This is a genomic window from Blautia sp. HCN-20427, assembly GCF_037890365.1.
GTDB lineage: Bacteria > Bacillota > Clostridia > Lachnospirales > Lachnospiraceae > Blautia.
In genome coordinates, this window is record NZ_JBBKBX010000004.1 from 1 (window position 1) to 15,381 (window position 15,381).

Below are 15,381 nucleotides of genomic sequence, written 5' to 3' on the forward strand. Positions count from 1 at the left end.
TTCATGAAACAGCACAATCACAGAAAATACCAACAGTGCAATTAAAATTTTCAATCTACCACCTGCTTTCAATTCTATTGTATATTTCTTGTTCGATATTTAAAATCTCTTCTACGGTAGGTGCCGGGATTACTTTATGACTCTCCATAGCATCCTCAATAATCCGGTAAATATCCAGAAAAGCAATTTTTTTCTGAAGGAACAGAGCCACTGCCTTTTCATTTGCAGCGTTAAATACCGTTGGCATAGAACCACCTGTTCGTGATGCCTTCATGGCAAGAGGCAGGCCTTTGAAGGTTTCCATATCTGGATTCTCGAAGGTAATAGAACCAAGTTTTGCAAAATCCAGACGTTCCCCATCCAGATATCTCCTGGTTCCACCATAAAGAGCATATTGAATCGGCAGCCGCATATCCGGTGTTCCAAGCTGTGCCATCACACTGCCATCTGTAAACCGAATCATAGAATGAATCACACTCTGGGGCTGCACCACTACCTGAATCTGATCCAGATCAACACCGAACAGCCATTTCGCTTCCATGACTTCTAAGCCCTTGTTCACCAGGGTCGCTGAGTCAATGGTAATCTTCTGCCCCATAGCCCAATTTGGATGCTTCAGGGCATCTTCCACCTGAATGTCTCTCAGGTCTTCTGTTTTTCTTCCTCTGAAAGGACCTCCGGATGCAGTGATGAGCAATTTGTCAATGGTCTTATGTTCTTCTCCGTTTAATGCCTGGAAAATAGCACTGTGTTCACTGTCCACCGGCAGAATCCGTACCCCATATTGCTCTGCCAGCGGCATGATGATATGTCCCGCTGTGACCAAGGTCTCTTTATTAGCAAGTGCAATATCTTTGCCTGCTTTGATTCCTTCAATAGTAGGACGGATTCCGATCATTCCCACAATAGCTGTGACAAGAATCTGTGTGCCTTCCATAGCCGCCAGTTCCAGAAGTCCATCCATACCTCCCACTACCTTGCAGTCTGTGTCTTTGACCCGTTCTCTGAGTTCTGCCGCTTTTTCTTCATCTCCTACTGCTGCCAGTCTTGGAGAAAATTCCCGGATTTGTTCCTCCAGCATGGAAATATTTCTTCCTGCTGCCAGGCCAAGAACCTGTAAATCTTTATTTTTTCTCACAATATCCAGGGTCTGGGTTCCAATGGAACCTGTAGAACCTAAAATCGCAATTTTTATCATACTTACCTTCTCCTTAAATCAACACGTTTGCCAGAAAATAGATAAACGGTGCTGTAAAAATCACGCTGTCAAACCGATCCAGAATCCCTCCATGTCCCGGTATCAGTTTTCCGTAATCTTTAATCTCTTTGTTTCTCTTAATCGCAGAAGCAGCCAAATCCCCTACCATGGAAATCAATGCTCCTACGGCACAGATGATACCATACACGCATTTTATCATTTCAACAACAAGTCATCGTCTTGACACGTCACCTTTCATTGGTTCCGTATTTAAAGATTTCCTCAGACAAATATACGCATTAGCATCTAATATGGATATTAACTTAATGGGGGTAAAGTAACATGCTTGAAGCTTATGATGATATTTTAACCATTCCAGAGGTTGCGGATATTCTTAAAATAGGCACCTCTCAAACATATAAAATTGTTCGTACTGGGCAATTGAAAGGATTTAAAGAAGGGAAAGACTGGAAAATCCCCAAAAAATGTTTAATCGAATACATCATTAGCAAAGTATCCTACAAATATTAATGATGGTAAAAATGTAGTAGAGGATGCGGTCCACGCATCCTCTACATACTTAGCAATTTTCTCACACCGTTTTCAACAGAAGTTTCATGCAACGGATAGTATTGCTTATATAATTTCTCCGGCGTTAGCTTCTCTACAATTTCCGATGATGAAAGGTCATATTCCCACTGCATATACACATAAATATCTGCCATCCACTCTAATATAAACTCGTCATATTTCTCATCTGTCTCATGGCCGCTTTGAATGCTGACACCCAATTCTTCCATAATTTGCTTCGGAGTCTTATTTAAGTACATCGGATTCCCCATGTCCATATATTTCCTATAATCACATTTCATATACTTCGAAATCATCAAAAAAGGATCCGAACAATTTCTGCCAATCAATTTAAACAGATACCTTGTCTTCGTAATCATACTATCCAAATAACATTCATCATACGCTGGCATTTTCATATCCTCCAATTTCATGATTATAAACTAATGGATTCTGAATTGCATATCTTGCAGTAATTCCTGGCACTGTATATCCATCAATCAAAATTGCTTTCATACGTTCCTTTAAAAATCGATTCACTTCTCTTCTTGCATACATATCTGAGTTTTTATATTCTTCTAGCATGACTACTTCATACGATTCCAACCACTTAATATGTTCAAACGCTTTTTTTGACTTCAAAAAAATCTGATTTCCTAACGATCCCTTATAAAACAGATGCTCTACTTCAAAAATATTAATCTGGTTTAACAAAAATGCTTCCACAACCTGTGTATAACTATCATCTGCACGATATCCTTTTATAATATCGTACCCATCGTGATTCGGTGCGTATAATTCAACAAGCCTTTCTCCAACAATACTTGCAGCTTCTTGATTCGTTCCTCTATTCGATACCACTTCAGCAATCCAAGCTAAAACCCCACGTTCATTCAAATCCAATATGTTTAATCCATCTAAATCAAGCTGATACATATTTACAATTGATTTTTGCGGATTACCGTTGAGTGTTGCCCAACTTCTGGCACGTTCTTCATATTCTGTTGTATAAAATCCATTTCCATAATCATTATCAGTTTTACCGCCCATATAACGGGGTATTTTTATAATATGATCAGAACCGTGAAAAACTTTTATCATATTTACGACAACCTTTCCGTGTATCTTTTACCTATTGTAATTATAAATGGATATTCGAAATTAAACAAGTCTATCTTTCCCCCTTGTTTAACGACTTCTTTACTCTTGTTTCTTCTTTTTTAATCACCAATTCATTGATAATGAGGTTTCTGTAACCCCGAATATGTATTGATTTCGGTGTACCGGAACAAAGGCTACGATTTCACCATCACTTCTTCCACTGCCTTTGACCACAAATGGATGTACGGGCGCAATATTTTTGAAAGCATTTCCCAAATCGTAGACGAACTTTTCGACAACTATCTGTCTCGCCCTGGCGTACGGCAGCCCATTCTCACCCAATACTGTGACGGAGAACGGGTCCAGTGTCCAAATTGGATGGCCTCTCCGTAAATTCCGTCAGCTGTCACGGAAGGAAGGGCAGGGTAAGCTTTGCTGATGGCATTTAGCTGTTCCTGTATCTGGCGTACTTTGCTGCCGGAGGAGCCAATGTCCAGCGGCTGTCCAGGCCAGGAAGCAGGAATACCGGAAATTTCTTCTGCGGTATTGATGTACATGTTGTCACCGTAGAAATTCCGCAGAATTTCAATAGCAGAGTAGCCCTGGTCACCCAAATACTTCGACCCCCACTGTGTCACCCAGAATGCAGTTCGGGAATTTCAGAGAATCTTCGGTCTTCCCGCAACTGGCGTGGTGGATTATCCCACCTGGTACGAAATTCAGGACATTTATGTAGGTGTCACCAGAATTGCTGAACTGGTTTAAAATTCACCTTAAAGACCCAAAACAGGCATACAGAAACTTACTCCCTAAAAAAGTCTGTAACTCTTTCTGTATGCCTGTTTAACCTTTCTTTCCTGCCTTTTACCGCCGTTTTCTTTCCAACAGCAAAACGGCCGCCACTGCCGTCGCAGCACCTACTATTTTCGCTGCCAGCATAGCCCCAACCATGTCCGGTTCCACACTTAAGGTAAATCCGGCATGAGCTGCCAGGGCAGAGGCCGCGCTGACGGCAAAAGCTGTATTTGCCACTTTTCCCAGCGAATCCATGTCCTTCATGGAAGTAAGCTGGGGAATGGGGCTGACCATACCAATCATCAGTCCGGACACACTGGTCTCATTGAGCCCAAAATGGTGTCCCAGCTTTCGGAACGGCTTCCGCATCAGCCGTCTTAAAAATTCGGCCAGAGGAAGACTTCCCAGCATAGTAATACCAATAGAGGCTACCACGGCCAGCGCATCTTCTATGGGGGCCAGCCCCGGTATCAAGTCCCGTTTCAGGAAATACGACAACGCTCCTAAAATCAGCCCCAGAGTAATCAGAAGCTTCATACCTCTGGCAAACACCCGAAACCCTTTCATCATGACTCTTGGCGCGCATTTCAGTCCCAGCCCCAGAAGCAGGGACAGAACAAACACAGGCATGCTCTGCCAGATAACTTCCCCAAAGGAAAGCCCGCACAGCAGTCCTCCTGCCAAAAGCCCGGCAGGAAGCGCTGCCAGTCCGGTCAGAATTCCTTTTGCAAAGGCGCCTCTGTCCTCTTCCTCCACGATTTCCATGCCTACTGGAATGGTAAACACCAACGTACACCCAAAGGTGGAAGCAATCAGAACTCCTGCATAACTTCCCACCTGGGGATTATTTGCCAGTTCCTTTGCCAGCTGATAACCGCCCATATCAATAGCCAGAATACCGCCCAGCACCGAAGGGTCCGCGCCTGTAAGGGTAAAAATGGGAACCACAAAAGTGCGGAATGCCTGAGAAATAAGAGGTATCAGACATAACATGCCTACCATGGAAAGAGCTGTGGGCCCCATAAGCATAAAGCCCTCCTCCAGACATTTTCCATATCCTCTCTTATTTCCCAAAAGCTGGTCAATCCCACCCAGAAGCACACCTGCTGCCAATACATACATCAAAATCTCATTCATAGCTGCTTACAATCTCCTGAAATCATTAAACATCACAAAAACCATAAGCAACATAAGCAATACAAATCCTGCAAAATGCACCATGCCTTCCACATTAGGATTCAGTCTCTTTCTCCGCACAGCCTCAACAAGCAGAAAAACCAGTCTTCCGCCGTCCAGGGCCGGAATAGGCAGCAGGTTCATCACTCCCAGGTTTGCGGACAACAAAATAGCCCAGTACAACATCTGCATGGATACCATAACAGCGCCTTCCGTCTTCGCCGCTTCATAGGAATCACCCATAACATCAATGATACCCACAGGACCGGAAAGGTCATTGACCGAAAACTGTCCTTTAACCAGCATAGCCAGACTCTCTATGGTAGTGGAAATCCAGTACCGCACTTCTGTAGCGCTGTAACGGATAACTCCCAGAAAATTCGTCTTTTCCCGGTAAACATTGTAAACAAATCCGGAATCTATCTGTTTTGTCATCTGAGGCTTTGCGGAAATGGTTTCCAGCTTTCCATTTCTCTCAATTCCCAGCTTTACTTCCGAACCATCCAGAGGGTGCTCCTTTAAATAGTCCTGCAGCTGGGCGCTGTCCTTGACTTCCACGCCGTTAATTTCCCGGATAATATCTCCGGCCTGTACACCTGCTTTCTGCATGGAACTGTTCAACATCACCTGCAGAATCTCCGGTTCCCCTTCTGACGCATAATGAAATCCCAGCATATACTTACTTTCACTATTGGCCCGGAATGTAATATCCTGCTTCTTCCCGTCCCGTTTATAGGTCAGAGAAATCGTTTCATCCTGCAGTCCGTGAAGCGTCATATAAGAATCCAAATCTCTGCCGATAACAATATTCTTTCCCTGAAACTCGGTAATCACATCACCTTCCCTTAAACCTGCTTCCCAGGCCGGAGAACCCTCCGTTACCTGCAGCACCTTCGGAGGGTCATAGCCCATAACACTGGTAATAATCATGGCAAAAACAAAGGCCAGAATAAAGTTAAATACCGGCCCTGCTGCCACTACGGAAATTCTTGCCCACACGGAGGCATTGTTAAAAGAACCCTCACTGGTATCGTCATCATCTTCCCCTGCCATCATACAGGAGCCGCCAATAGGAAACAGCTTAAGAGAATATCGGGTACCGCCCCGCTCTGTTGACAAAAGCCGGGGACCCATACCCAGAGAGAATTCAATCACCGTAATACCATTCTTCTTCGCCAGAAGAAAATGTCCCAGTTCATGAAAAAGGACAATCACGGAAAATACAATCGCTGCAATTAAAATTTTCAACCTACCACCTGCTTTCAATTCTGTCGTATACGTCTTGTTCGATATTCAGTATGTCTTCTACGGCAGGATTGGATATGACCTCATGCCTTTCCATAGCTTCCTCAATAATCGTATAAATATCCAGAAAACGAATTTTTCTCTGTAAAAACAAGGCAACCGCCTTTTCATTTGCCGCATTGAATACCGTAGGCATAGACCCGCCTCTTCCGGAAGCCTCCATAGCCAGAGGCAAACCTTTAAACGTCTCCATGTCCGGGTTTTCAAAAGTTATAGAGCCCAACGCGGCGAAATCCAGCCGTTCTCCGTCCAGATACCTGCGTTCTCCCCCGTACAGGGCATACTGTATGGGCAGGCGCATATCAGGAGTTCCAAGCTGAGCCATAATACTGCCGTCTGTAAACTGTATCATAGAGTGAATCACACTCTGGGGCTGCACCACCACCTGAATCCGGTCTAAATCCACGTCAAAGAGCCATTTCGCCTCCATAACCTCCAAACCTTTATTCACTAAAGTGGCGGAATCAATGGTAATCTTCTGTCCCATAGCCCAGTTGGGGTGTTTCAAAGCGTCTTCCACTCGTATCTGCTCCAGTTCTTCTCTCTTCCTTCCCCGGAAGGGACCGCCGGACGCAGTAATAAGCAGCCTGTCAATGGTTCTTTCCCGTTCTCCGTTCAGACACTGGAAAATAGCGCTGTGCTCACTGTCCACAGGAAGAATTTTCACCCCGCACTGCCGGGCCAGAGGCATAATAAGGTGTCCTGCCGTTACCAGCGTCTCTTTATTGGCCAGGGCAATGTCCTTTCCGGCTTTAATGGCTTCCATAGTTGGCCGGATACCAATCATCCCTACAATAGCTGTAACCAGAATCTCCGATTCCTCCATAGCCGCCAGTTCCAGCAGGCCGTCCATGCCTCCCGCTATTTTGCAGTCCGTATCCTTTACCTTTTCCCGCAGTTCTTTTGCTTTTTCTTCATTTCCCACAGCCGCCAGTTTCGGATGAAATCTGCGAATCTGTTCTTCCAGCATGGAAATATTACTGCCTGCCGCAAGTCCAACCACCTGCAAATCTTCATTTTTATTCACAATATCCAGCGTCTGTGTTCCAATAGAACCCGTAGAGCCTAAAATTGCAATTTTTTTCATACCACTTTCCTCTTTAAATCAGCACACTCGCCAGAAAATAAATAAACGGGGCAGTGAAAATCACACTGTCGAAGCGGTCCAAAATCCCGCCGTGTCCCGGAATGAGTGTTCCGTAATCCTTGATTTCCTTGTTTCTCTTAATAGCCGATGCCGCCAAATCTCCCACCATGGAAATCAGCGCTCCCACAGCACAGATAAGGGCATACATAAGCGGTGTGTGACCTTCTGCCGGATTCAGTCCTGCAATGGCCAAAGCATACAAAGCACCCAGAAGCGCCGCTCCTGCTACACCCCCGATACCGCCTTCCACGGATTTCTTTGGACTTAACACCGGCGCCATTTTGTGTTTGCCAATGAGCATGCCCACACAGTAAGCGCAGGTATCGCTCCCCCAGGAACTTAAGAAAATCAGACCCACAAGCCAGGCGCCGCCTTCCAGATTCCTGGTTTTATAAATGTAGGACAGCATAACTGCCACATAAACCATGCCGAAAAGAGCTGCCATAATCTGTTCTGCCCTGTATCTGGGATAATAAAACACATAGACACACATAATCAGCACCAGAGTAAACAGTATCACCATGGTAGAAAAACTCTCTGATTTTGTCCATAAAAGAGTCAGATAATACAGCACTGTACCGCTATATCCGGCTATTTCCAGAGGTCCAAAGCCCTTCTGGTGTACCCCCATAGCCCGATACAATTCAAAAACCCCAATCAGGGAAATGCCAAGAAGCACCGCAAAAAGCACTGGCCCACCTGCTGCAATAGACAAAACGGCAATGAGAACCAGGATAATACCGCTTAAAAGTCTTGTCTTAAACATCTTACTCCTCCTTTACGCCGCCATATCTGCGTTCTCTGTGATTGTACTTGTCAATGGCTCTTTCAAATTCCTGTTTATTGAAATCCGGCCACGGCACATCGGTAAAATAAAACTCCGTATAAGCCAGCTGCCACATCAGGAAGTTAGAAAGCCGTTCCTCTCCGCTGGTGCGGATTAAAAGGTCCGGATCCGGCAGTCCCCTGGTATCCAGATAGGAAGAAATGGTTTCCTCTGTAATCTCTTCCGGCTGCAGATTTCCTTTCTGCACTTCTTCTGCCATGTGCTGCATGGCTCTTTTCATTTCATCCCGGCTTCCGTAGTTTAAGGCAATCTGAAAGTGAAGTTCATCATACTGGCTGGAATATTCTTCTAATTCCTGTATTTTCTTCTGCAAATCTTCATCAAAGGCCCTGGGGTCTCCGATAACCCTTACCCGCATTTTATTTTCCGCAGAAATCTTAATACATTTCTTCATATAATTGCGGAACAGCTTCATCAGTCCGTCTACCTCTTCCCTGGAGCGTTTCCAGTTTTCCGTGGAAAAGGCATACACAGTGAGATACTTTACTCCCAGTTCCTTGGCTATGCTGCAGATTTTTTCCAGATTTTCACAACCCTTAATATGCCCGTATGTTCTCGGCATTCCTTTTGCTTTTGCCCAGCGTCCGTTGCCGTCTAAAATGATGGCTACATGATTGGGAACTTTCATATTTTTTCCTCCTACGCATAAAAGAGGCACAATACCGCAAGCTGTATGTGCCCCTTCCCACTGTTTTATACAGTCAAAATTTCTTTGGATTTTTCATCTACTGCTTTATCAATTTCTTTTACAAACTTATCTGTAACCTTCTGAATTTTTTCTTCCAGTTCTTTGATTTCATCTTCAGATATGTCCTGCTTTGCCAATTTCTTAAATGCGTCATTGGCGTCTCTGCGGACATTGCGGACAGCTACTTTTGCAGCTTCGCCTTTTTTCTTGACATCTTTTACCAGTTCTTTTCTTCTCTCTTCTGTCAGTTCCGGCAATACCAGACGAATAATTTTACCATCGCTGTTTGGATTTAATCCCAAATCAGATGCCATAATGGCTTTGCTAATTTCTTTAATCAGAGACGCTTCCCATGGCTGAATCTGAATCATGCGAGCTTCCGGAACCGTAATGTTTGCCACCTGCTGAAGCGGTGTAGGTGTTCCGTAATAATCTACGGTCAGCTTATCCAGAATATGCGGATTTGCACGTCCCGCACGGATCGTTGCCAGTTCCTTTGTCAGACCGTCTAAAGTCTTTGTCATCTTGCTTTCATATACCTGTATTCTCTCATCTGCCATTTTAAAATCCTCCTAATCTTTTCTGTCTGCCTGTGCAGCCTTTATACCAGAACCTTCGTTCCTGTAAATTTGCCGTGTGCGGTATTGACAATGCTGTTTTCTTCATTTAAGCCAAATACCAGCATAGGCATTTTGTTTTCCATACATAAAATGGATGCTGTCATATCCACAACTGCCAGTTTTTTGTCAATGACTTCCTGAATACTGACTTCATCGTATTTCTTTGCGTCCGGATTTGTCTTGGGGTCGCTGTCGTATACCCCGTCTACTGCCTTTGCCAGGAAGATAGTCTCTGCCTCAATCTCAATGGCACGAAGTACAGTAGCTGTATCTGTGGAAAAATAAGGATGACCGGTTCCGCCTGCCATGAAAACAACCATGCCTCTTTCAAAATATTTATTTGCGCGGTCTTTGGAAAACAGTTTTGTGAAAGAACCGCACTCAAAAGGTGTCAGCACACTGGTCTTCATGCCTGCCGCTCTGAAAATTTCTGAAACATAAATGCAGTTCATCACAGTAGCCAGCATACCAATCTGGTCTGCTTTTGTCCGGTCCATGTTTTCACTGGTACGTCCTCTCCAGAAGTTTCCTCCTCCGATGACAATACCTACCTGAATCCCTTCTTCTACCAGTACCTTTACCTGCTTTGCAACTTCCATAACCGTTGCTTCGTCAAATCCGGTTTTCTTCGGGCCGGCCAGCGCTTCACCGCTTAATTTCAGTAATATTCTCTTCATTCTTTAAGCTCCTTTATCTCTTGATTCTCCCGTCACGGCACAAAGCGCCGCTTTGCTTTAAGTATACCCATAAAGTCTCATGATTTCAAGAAATTTTTCCAAAACTGCGAAAAAAGAATACTGCAGGAAACAGCTGTCCGAAACATTCATACATTTTCATCCATGTATCTCTATTTCGCAGCCGGGTTTCCCACAGCATTTTTAAGCAAAAACTCTCTTTACAAACTCTTGAACAAACTCCAGTATCCCTGGATAAAGATATAAAATACCACCAGAGGAAGTACAAAAGTCAGATACACTCTCAGTTTTTTAGGGAAAGATATCCCCTCACCTGTATTGGCCTCCTTCAGGAAGTTATCCCAGCCCCAGCCATAGCGGCTGACACAGAACAGCAGATAGACCAAAGAGCCCAGAGGCAGCATATTGTTGCTGACTAAGAAGTCCTCAAAATCCATAATCTGCTTGCCCAGAATCGTAAAATCACTCCAGACAGTCATGCCGAAAATACAAGGCAGAGACAATACGAACACAGCCACCCCATTTACCACCACGGCCTTTTTCAAACTCCAGTTCCACAAATCCTGTGCAAAGGAAATCAGGTTCTGGAACACTGCAATAATGGTAGACAGCGCCGCAAAAGTCATAAACAGGAAAAACAACGCACCCCAGAGTCTTCCGCCGGGCATCTCATTAAACACATTGGGCAGTGTAACAAAGACCAGCCCCGGTCCTTCTCCCGGATTGATGCCGAAAGCAAAACATGCGGGGAAAATAATCATGCCTGCAATCAGGGCCACAGTAGTGTCCAGAATCAGAATGTTGACAGCCTCTCCTGTCAGCTTTCTTTCCTTCCCTATGTAACTTCCAAAAATTCCCAGTGCACCAATGCCCAGACTGAGGGTAAAAAACGCCTGCCCCATAGCAGCAAAGACAGCTTCTGAAATCCCGTTTTCCATCAATTTGCCAAAATCCGGCACCAGATAGAATTTCAATCCTTCTGCCGCCCCCGGCAAAAGACAGGAATTCACTGCCAAAACTCCCATTAAAAGCAGCAGTACAACCATCATAATCTTATTGATTCTCTCCACACCGCTCTGCAGTCCCATAGAACAAACCAGAAAACTAAGGATCACAACCAGGAACATCCAGAAAATCATGGTCGGCGCATCTGCCCGCAGAGAATCAAAGGCCTGGCTGACCCCTTTCGTGTCCAGTCCCTGAAATTCACCTTTTGCCATTTTAAAGAAATAAGCCAGCATCCAGCCGCCGATGGTGGTATAAAACATCATCAGCAAATAATTTCCCGCCATACCGAAATAGCGGTAAATATGCCATTTGCTTCCCTTCTTCTCCAATACGTTAAAGGAGGTGGCAATGCTTCTCTGACTTGCACGTCCCACGGCAAACTCCATAACCATAATGGGCAGACCCAGCACCAGCAGGAAAAACAGATAAATCAGCACAAAGGCCGCGCCGCCGTACTTTCCCGTGATATACGGAAACCGCCATACATTCCCCAGTCCAATGGCACATCCTGCAGAAATCAGGATAAAACCAAGACGGGAGGAAAATTTTTCTCTTTCTTTTTCCATTTTCATTACCTTTCATTACCTCTTCTTTGTTTCTTGCTCCCGTTAAAGCGTTGATGTTAAACGACTTTAAAGAGACAATTCCGGGTAATTATATCATGTTCCTGAAAGAATCTCAACTTCTATTTGCTTTCAATGCTGCCTACATTTTTAATGAGGACAGAAATGGTACCGTCTGCATTGGTGATAAATTCAATCCGGTCTTTGTTGTTATACTCCTCCATGGGAATTTTTAACTCAATTCCCGTATCCGTCATCAAATGCTGCTTGGTAAACTTTTTAGTGGTGGCGGGATTTTGAGGTTCCACAGTAGCCTCTGTGAGATTATATTTCTCCAGCTTTTCCTGCACCTCTTCTTTCATCTGGGGATGCTCCTTGAAAATTTTGTCAATAACCACCGGAACTTCAAAACCGCCCTGCTGCGCAAATTCTTCATTTAAAATGCTTTTGGTTTCCATCTGCACCTCAAACTGCTCAGACTCATTAAAATATTTTTTCTGAACCTGTGTCACCGCTTTGCTGACAATGGCCAACTTACTTTTTGAAGACAGGGAACCTTTGCATTTCAAAAACATTTTAGAAAAATAATTGGTTTTCACTCCGTTTACATCGTATTTCTTTTCCACCAGCCGCACATACCGGGGTGCCATCAAATCAATCAGTGCAGCCTCCGAAAGCTTCTGGGTTTCTCCTGGCAAAATGGCTTTCTGCATAATAATGTCATTGTTATTTCCCCAGGGGTCTGCATTGGTCAGATGGGTATACGAAGTTTTGTAATTCATCTTTAAAAGCGCCAGATACCGGTGTTTCTCCACACTGTACTCCACCACCAGCAAATCCGCTGCCGGAATGTCGATATTCTGGTTCATCAGCGTGTATAACTCCCCTGCTATTTTCTGGGAAATCTCCAAAAATTTCTCCGGGTTCCATTCCTCTAACAATTGAAACACCGATGCCTCTTCCTCAAAGGTACCGTTTTTCACATCATCACTGGTATCAATTCTGAAAATATGGGCTTTCAAAAAATCTGCAAAATCCGAACTACAGTCCAGAAGCGTATCGGACAATACCGGAACTCCCAACGCGGAATCCATAATATGTACCACGGCCTGTTCAATTCGAATCTCTTCTTTCGCTGCTAACATGTTTTCTCTCCTTACTGCTGTTTTTCTGTCGGTTCTTTACAGTTCTCTTCCATTCATCATGCCCTGGCAGGCCACAATCACAAGTGCCGATATCACAAAATTCATTGCCAGAGTTATAACAGAAACCACAATCATAGCGGTCTGTAAATCCTGGAAAAAGAAATAGCACAACACGCCAATCACAGTAGCCGGTACTGCGCAGGCCACAATCAGCAGCATACGCAGAAGATTTTCCAGCATTACGTTGCTCCTGGCCTTTAACATACGCACAGACAGCACGGTTCCCGCTATAAAAATCATGCCGTATCCCAAAAGCATAATCAGATACTGCAAAATGGAAAGAAAATCCATACGGTTAAAGATTCCTGCAAATATCACCGAAACACTGACAATCACCGCCACCTTAATGTAAGCAGGCAAAATGGCATATACCAGTTTTGACAAAGGTTTTTCCGGAATCAGATAAATCTGATAATTTTTCAAATCTCCCAGAAGTTCTGCGTCATTGAGCAGATTAAACAGCCACAAAAGCATCATATAGCAAAACATATAAAAACGCCCCTGAGGCATTACGACATAGCTGATAGCAAAGTAAATCACCAATATGAGCATATCCTGTTTTCGCAGGAAATTTCCCGTTTTCCGCATAATCAGCAGGTTTTTAAAGAATACCGCCCTGGCACCCTCCGGGAAGTCTCCCTTCACTCGTTTGATTTTCCGGTCTGAACTTTGGGCCATGCCGCCGTTTGCCTTGACTCTCCGGACATACTCACTGACTGCTTCGGCATCTGCCACGGCCTGCTCGGCAATGTCTTTTTGAAACCTTAAAAAGAATACCACCATGAGGACATCCGCTGCAAGCAAAAGCCCTGTTCCCAACAGCACCGGCAAATACTCTCTCTCCAAAAAAGCATTCAAAGCCCATTTGGCCCAGCCAAAAAAGGGCACATAACAAAATTCCCGGCTCAGTACAAAATCCAGAAGTCCTGCTTTCATATCATAACCGGTCCGATGGGCAGAAACCCAAAAGACAGCTGCGGTCAAAACGCAGAATACAGCTGCCACAATATAATTCCATTTTCTGTGCTTTCTGTCCACCAAAGACCACATATAAATGTAATCCGCTAAAAGCAGAAAGAAAAACAGCACCAGCCACAAAACTAACAGGGTAATCAGAAAGTACGGAACCGAAAAATACCCGTCTATGGAAAACATAGCCATGACAAAGCAGCCTAAAAGCCCATACAAAAGCCCCTGAAGCATGCTCTGACCCATAATGTAAAAATTTATCTGCGCCCTGGTGTAAGGACCTGCAAAAAGGTAATGCGCATCGGTATCATATACTAAGGCCTTTCTGCTGTTTAACATCACAGTCAGCATGAAAAGCGCTGCCATTCCAATTCCTGACATCAAGGCCAGATTGGCGTTCATGCCCATACTTTCCGGTTTATAGGTACTGGAACTGACAAATACCATAACCACCATAGCGCCGTAAAGAAGCACCATAAAAATCGTCACCAGACCGGAGGTGATACTGCGGAACTGATTTCTCACTGTGCCTTTTAACTTAGAAAATGTCAAATAGAATAAAGAACTCATGCTTTTTCCTCCGCGGTTGTCTCAAAGAATATCTGCTTCAGAGTTTCACTGCCTTCCTCTCCTCTGTGGATTTCCCGGACGATTTCCCCCTGCTGCATAATGTAGGCGCAGTCCCAGATTTCGTTCACCACATCAATAATATGAGTACTGATGAGAATAGACGTTCCCGCCTCTTTCAGTCTCACAAAAAGCTGCAGAACAGCTTCAATACTTGCCGGATCCAGTCCCACCATGGGTTCGTCCACCAGCAGAGCTTTGGGCTGTATAAGAAGCGCCAGAAGCATGCTCAGCTTCTGCCTCATACCCTTACTCAGTTCTTTTGCCAGCTTCTTTCTCTGTTTTGTCAAATCAAAAAGTTCCAGATACTCTTCTGCTGTTTTCCCGTAATTCTGCAAACGGTAAGATTTTCCAATAAAGTGAATGGTTTCATCCACTGTCAGCAAGTCGTAAAGCACAGGCACCTCCGGTACATAGCCAAAACTTTTTTTTGCCTCCAGACTGCTGTTCGGATAGCCGCAGATATTAATCTCCCCCTGATAATTCAGCAGATTTACGATACTTTTAATCGTAGTGGATTTCCCCGCTCCGTTTGGCCCCAGCAAAATGGTAATTTTCCCCTCTTTTGCGCAGAAACTTACGTCCTTTACTGCGGGACTTTCCAAAAGACTGTAGTGTTTTGTCAGATTTTTCACTTCTATCATAAAGTGCCTCCTCCTTCTCCTGTTTTTTCGCAATTTTCCTGAAAATTCTCAGTATTTTCTTAATTTTGATAAATTATAGCATAAAAGTGTAGGGAGGTAAAGAAAATCACTGTCTGTTTTCGCCGGAATCCGGTATTTCATCTTGATAACTAAACTTTCCTTATGTTATACTGTCTCTGGATTAACATTCCCGTTATATGAAAACATATATAAATGGAGGTTC

Annotated in this window: 15 protein-coding genes and 4 pseudogenes; 3 read left to right on the forward strand and 16 right to left on the reverse strand. The window is 44.2% G+C overall.

The window, feature by feature from the left end; all coding sequences use genetic code 11:
• Window positions 1–55: 55 nt before the first annotated feature.
• Together dxr (WKT17_RS03100) and WKT17_RS03105 are read right to left on the reverse strand one after the other, a co-directional pair.
• On the reverse strand, window positions 56–1,198 hold the full coding sequence (gene dxr, locus WKT17_RS03100) for a 1-deoxy-D-xylulose-5-phosphate reductoisomerase (protein WP_173749902.1): 1,143 nt from the start codon (window positions 1,196–1,198) through the stop codon (window positions 56–58).
• 13 nt (window positions 1,199–1,211) lie between these two features.
• A pseudogene (locus WKT17_RS03105) lies at window positions 1,212–1,403 on the reverse strand (phosphatidate cytidylyltransferase); the annotation flags it as partial.
• Window positions 1,404–1,540: 137 nt separating this feature from the next.
• On the opposite strand from WKT17_RS03105, the gene WKT17_RS03110 reads away from it, so the two are divergent.
• The gene (locus tag WKT17_RS03110) at window positions 1,541–1,729 is read left to right on the forward strand and encodes a helix-turn-helix domain-containing protein (RefSeq protein ID WP_173749901.1); all 189 of its coding nucleotides are present in this window, start codon (window positions 1,541–1,543) and stop codon (window positions 1,727–1,729) included.
• Between the two features lie 41 nt (window positions 1,730–1,770).
• Here the strand turns inward: WKT17_RS03110 and WKT17_RS03115 are convergent, their stop codons facing one another.
• Together WKT17_RS03115 and WKT17_RS03120 are read right to left on the reverse strand one after the other, a co-directional pair.
• On the reverse strand, window positions 1,771–2,181 hold the full coding sequence (locus WKT17_RS03115; protein ID WP_173749900.1) for a hypothetical protein: 411 nt from the start codon (window positions 2,179–2,181) through the stop codon (window positions 1,771–1,773).
• Window positions 2,168–2,869 carry a DUF3990 domain-containing protein gene (locus WKT17_RS03120; RefSeq protein WP_173749899.1) on the reverse strand — a complete coding sequence of 234 codons (702 nt, stop codon included), beginning with the start codon at window positions 2,867–2,869 and terminating at the stop codon, window positions 2,168–2,170. The genes WKT17_RS03115 and WKT17_RS03120 overlap by 14 nt, the downstream gene beginning before the upstream one ends.
• A gap of 180 nt (window positions 2,870–3,049) precedes the next feature.
• Between WKT17_RS03120 and WKT17_RS16300 the strand changes: the two are divergent.
• A pseudogene (locus WKT17_RS16300) lies at window positions 3,050–3,262 on the forward strand (carboxypeptidase regulatory-like domain-containing protein); the annotation flags it as partial.
• Here the strand turns inward: WKT17_RS16300 and WKT17_RS03125 are convergent.
• Window positions 3,253–3,510: pseudogene (locus WKT17_RS03125) on the reverse strand (peptidoglycan-binding protein); the annotation flags it as partial. The pseudogenes WKT17_RS16300 and WKT17_RS03125 overlap by 10 nt on opposite strands.
• Here WKT17_RS03125 and WKT17_RS03130 point away from each other — a divergent pair.
• Window positions 3,506–3,634 (forward strand): annotated as a pseudogene (locus tag WKT17_RS03130) (peptidoglycan-binding domain-containing protein); the annotation flags it as partial. The pseudogenes WKT17_RS03125 and WKT17_RS03130 sit on opposite strands and share 5 nt — an antisense overlap.
• A gap of 99 nt (window positions 3,635–3,733) precedes the next feature.
• Here WKT17_RS03130 and eutH read toward each other — a convergent pair.
• The 11 genes from eutH to WKT17_RS03185 all read right to left on the reverse strand — a co-directional run bounded on the left by eutH (window position 3,734) and on the right by WKT17_RS03185 (window position 15,158).
• On the reverse strand, window positions 3,734–4,801 hold the full coding sequence (gene eutH / locus WKT17_RS03135; RefSeq protein WP_173749898.1) for an ethanolamine utilization protein EutH: 1,068 nt from the start codon (window positions 4,799–4,801) through the stop codon (window positions 3,734–3,736).
• Window positions 4,802–4,807: 6 nt separating this feature from the next.
• On the reverse strand, window positions 4,808–6,088 hold the full coding sequence (gene rseP, locus WKT17_RS03140; protein WP_173749897.1) for an RIP metalloprotease RseP: 1,281 nt from the start codon (window positions 6,086–6,088) through the stop codon (window positions 4,808–4,810).
• A gap of 1 nt (window position 6,089) precedes the next feature.
• Window positions 6,090–7,232 carry a 1-deoxy-D-xylulose-5-phosphate reductoisomerase gene (gene dxr / locus WKT17_RS03145; protein WP_173749896.1) on the reverse strand — a complete coding sequence of 381 codons (1,143 nt, stop codon included), beginning with the start codon at window positions 7,230–7,232 and terminating at the stop codon, window positions 6,090–6,092.
• Between the two features lie 13 nt (window positions 7,233–7,245).
• Window positions 7,246–8,058 (reverse strand): phosphatidate cytidylyltransferase, encoded by an 813-nt coding sequence (locus WKT17_RS03150; protein ID WP_173749895.1) that lies wholly within the window; start codon window positions 8,056–8,058, stop codon window positions 7,246–7,248.
• Window position 8,059: 1 nt separating this feature from the next.
• Window positions 8,060–8,767 carry an isoprenyl transferase gene (locus WKT17_RS03155; protein WP_173749894.1) on the reverse strand — a complete coding sequence of 236 codons (708 nt, stop codon included), beginning with the start codon at window positions 8,765–8,767 and terminating at the stop codon, window positions 8,060–8,062.
• A gap of 65 nt (window positions 8,768–8,832) precedes the next feature.
• On the reverse strand, window positions 8,833–9,387 hold the full coding sequence (frr, locus tag WKT17_RS03160; protein WP_173749893.1) for a ribosome recycling factor: 555 nt from the start codon (window positions 9,385–9,387) through the stop codon (window positions 8,833–8,835).
• A gap of 41 nt (window positions 9,388–9,428) precedes the next feature.
• Window positions 9,429–10,124: a UMP kinase gene (pyrH, locus tag WKT17_RS03165; RefSeq protein ID WP_173749892.1), complete on the reverse strand. Its 696-nt coding sequence runs from the start codon at window positions 10,122–10,124 to the stop codon at window positions 9,429–9,431.
• Window positions 10,125–10,342: 218 nt separating this feature from the next.
• The gene (locus WKT17_RS03170) at window positions 10,343–11,716 is read right to left on the reverse strand and encodes a sodium-dependent transporter (protein ID WP_173749891.1); all 1,374 of its coding nucleotides are present in this window, start codon (window positions 11,714–11,716) and stop codon (window positions 10,343–10,345) included.
• A gap of 119 nt (window positions 11,717–11,835) precedes the next feature.
• The gene (locus WKT17_RS03175) at window positions 11,836–12,858 is read right to left on the reverse strand and encodes a nucleoid-associated protein (protein WP_173749890.1); all 1,023 of its coding nucleotides are present in this window, start codon (window positions 12,856–12,858) and stop codon (window positions 11,836–11,838) included.
• Window positions 12,859–12,894: 36 nt separating this feature from the next.
• Window positions 12,895–14,457, reverse strand: a complete 1,563-nt coding sequence (locus WKT17_RS03180; RefSeq protein ID WP_173749889.1) for a putative ABC exporter domain-containing protein — start codon at window positions 14,455–14,457, stop codon at window positions 12,895–12,897.
• Entirely contained in the window at window positions 14,454–15,158 is a 705-nt protein-coding gene (locus WKT17_RS03185; protein WP_173749888.1) for an ABC transporter ATP-binding protein, read from the reverse strand. Before WKT17_RS03185 ends, WKT17_RS03180 begins: the two co-directional genes overlap by 4 nt.
• Window positions 15,159–15,381 lie beyond the last annotated feature (223 nt).

Coding starts and splice junctions, on each gene's coding strand:
- WKT17_RS03150 (WP_173749895.1), bottom strand. CDS start 8,058: ATGTTTAAGACAAGACTTTTAAGCGGTATTATCCTGGTTCTCATTGCC.
- eutH (WP_173749898.1), bottom strand. CDS start 4,801: ATGAATGAGATTTTGATGTATGTATTGGCAGCAGGTGTGCTTCTGGGT.
- WKT17_RS03180 (WP_173749889.1), bottom strand. CDS start 14,457: ATGAGTTCTTTATTCTATTTGACATTTTCTAAGTTAAAAGGCACAGTG.
- WKT17_RS03115 (WP_173749900.1), bottom strand. CDS start 2,181: ATGCCAGCGTATGATGAATGTTATTTGGATAGTATGATTACGAAGACA.
- dxr (WP_173749896.1), bottom strand. CDS start 7,232: ATGAAAAAAATTGCAATTTTAGGCTCTACGGGTTCTATTGGAACACAG.
- WKT17_RS03155 (WP_173749894.1), bottom strand. CDS start 8,767: ATGAAAGTTCCCAATCATGTAGCCATCATTTTAGACGGCAACGGACGC.
- WKT17_RS03120 (WP_173749899.1), bottom strand. CDS start 2,869: ATGATAAAAGTTTTTCACGGTTCTGATCATATTATAAAAATACCCCGT.
- WKT17_RS03170 (WP_173749891.1), bottom strand. CDS start 11,716: ATGGAAAAAGAAAGAGAAAAATTTTCCTCCCGTCTTGGTTTTATCCTG.
- WKT17_RS03110 (WP_173749901.1), top strand. CDS start 1,541: ATGCTTGAAGCTTATGATGATATTTTAACCATTCCAGAGGTTGCGGAT.
- WKT17_RS03185 (WP_173749888.1), bottom strand. CDS start 15,158: ATGATAGAAGTGAAAAATCTGACAAAACACTACAGTCTTTTGGAAAGT.
- pyrH (WP_173749892.1), bottom strand. CDS start 10,124: ATGAAGAGAATATTACTGAAATTAAGCGGTGAAGCGCTGGCCGGCCCG.
- frr (WP_173749893.1), bottom strand. CDS start 9,387: ATGGCAGATGAGAGAATACAGGTATATGAAAGCAAGATGACAAAGACT.
- WKT17_RS03175 (WP_173749890.1), bottom strand. CDS start 12,858: ATGTTAGCAGCGAAAGAAGAGATTCGAATTGAACAGGCCGTGGTACAT.
- dxr (WP_173749902.1), bottom strand. CDS start 1,198: ATGATAAAAATTGCGATTTTAGGTTCTACAGGTTCCATTGGAACCCAG.